The organism is Pseudoalteromonas sp. SCSIO_11900 (assembly GCF_000576475.1).
In the GTDB taxonomy this organism is placed as follows: domain Bacteria; phylum Pseudomonadota; class Gammaproteobacteria; order Enterobacterales; family Alteromonadaceae; genus Pseudoalteromonas; species Pseudoalteromonas tetraodonis.
This window is the reverse complement of the sequence record NZ_KK070029.1, coordinates 1-1,580: the sequence shown is the minus strand read 5'-3', so window position 1 is coordinate 1,580 and position 1,580 is coordinate 1. Positions and strand designations below refer to the sequence as shown.

Sequence of the window (1,580 nt, the reverse complement as noted above, 5' to 3'; positions counted from 1 at the left end):
CCTTTGCTGAAGGCGCAGCAGCTTGGATGCAGTACCTGACAGCTTATGGCGCCTTGGTCGAAATTACTAACGTGCAAAAAGGCGATGCAGTACTGATAACCGCCGCATCGAGCAGTGTTGGATTGGCTGCGATTCAAATTGTGAATGCTCTGGGGGGTATCCCTATCGCTACAACTCTAACAGGAGCTAAAAAGGCTGCTGTGCTCAAGGCTGGCGCGGCCCATGTGATTGCAACCCAAGAAGAACCGCTAATGGATAGCTTGAGAAGTATCTTGGGAGCAAACAATTTAAAAATCGCATTTGATGCTGTCGGTGGGCCGCAGATAGCTGAAATTGCTGAAGCAATGAGCCCTGAAGGAACAATAATAGTACACGGAGCATTAAGTCCCGAAACAACTCCTTTTCCCTTAAAAATAGCACTGCGTAAAAGTCTGACAGTTAGGGGATATGTGTTTACTGAAGTTATAAAAGACATCGAGCGTTTTCGCAGAGCAAAGCAATTTATCCACTCGGGTTTATCCGAAGGAACACTCAAGCCTGTCATTGATCGAAGCTTTAAATTTGAAGAGATAGTAGCAGCGCATCATTATCTGGAGTCAAATCAGCAGATAGGTAAAATAGTGGTCGAACTTGATTAACAGTTCATAGCTTCCGCTAGTCTCTCAACTCAGTCAGTGCCTGATTACAATTAGCGCTGGCTTTGTTGCGGAAATCGAATGAACTAAATCAGAATCTTACGATCAGATCAGGGACATTCATTTTGATTGCACGTGTTACGCAGATGCATGCCCATTATTACGCGACAGTGGCTGATTTTGGTCGGGAATTTGCATGTTCAGTGGCGAGTAGCATGGCGGAATTTATTGGAAGGCTAGATAACCCAAGCAATGAGATTTGGACGATCAAACGGGACGATAAAATTCTAGCTTCTGTACGAAAGTCAGGGCTTTGCATTGGTGGAAGAGAAGCCAGGCTCACAATGGGGTATAGAAGTCTTGGAGCAACGCTTCACCAGGTGCCTATAAACGTGAATAAATATTTAAGGAGTCTCAATGACAGCTACAAAAGAAGAAGTTATCGCTTTCATGAAATCGGAGTTTCCACAAAGCAAATGCGTTGTGGAAGCAGTGGGCAACGGTGGAGCGACTGTATCTCATCATGTAGGTCAGGATGAATTACGTCCTGGCGGAACGGTTTCGGGGCCTGTTTTAATGAGTGTGGCTGATGTGGCACTTTATGTGGCGATACTTGGTAAAATAGGCATCGTGCCATTGGCAGTAACAACTAGCCTTAACATCAACTTCTTACGTAAGCCATCGGCAAATGAGCGAATCATTGCGGAATGTTCTCTGATAAAAGTCGGCCGTACTCTCGTGGTTGGGGAGGTTTCTCTGTACTCTGAGGGGGTGAGTGATTTAGTAGCACATGTTGTGGGTACATACTCTATACCGCCCTATACATCGGAACGAAGTGAGAATATAAAAAACAATTAACTCTCTGAAAGCTTGACTCCGCTTAAAAGATTATTGTTGAGGATGCATAAGAGCCCAAGAAAACTAATTCGAACTGTTCGTTTCCAT

Annotated in this window: 2 protein-coding genes; both read left to right on the top strand. The window is 44.6% G+C overall.

The features are described from left to right. On the top strand, positions 1-638 hold a 638-nt coding region (locus BG00_RS17070; RefSeq protein WP_036984081.1), incomplete at its 5' end, for a zinc-dependent alcohol dehydrogenase family protein. Positions 639-1,052: 414 nt separating this feature from the next. Continuing rightward, the gene (locus tag BG00_RS17065; RefSeq protein ID WP_036984080.1) at positions 1,053-1,493 is read left to right on the top strand and encodes a PaaI family thioesterase; all 441 of its coding nucleotides are present in this window, start codon (positions 1,053-1,055) and stop codon (positions 1,491-1,493) included. Positions 1,494-1,580 lie beyond the last annotated feature (87 nt).

Bases quoted from the DNA above. Each gene is read 5' to 3' on its own strand.
- BG00_RS17065 (WP_036984080.1), top strand. From the start codon at position 1,053: ATGACAGCTACAAAAGAAGAAGTTATCGCTTTCATGAAATCGGAGTTT.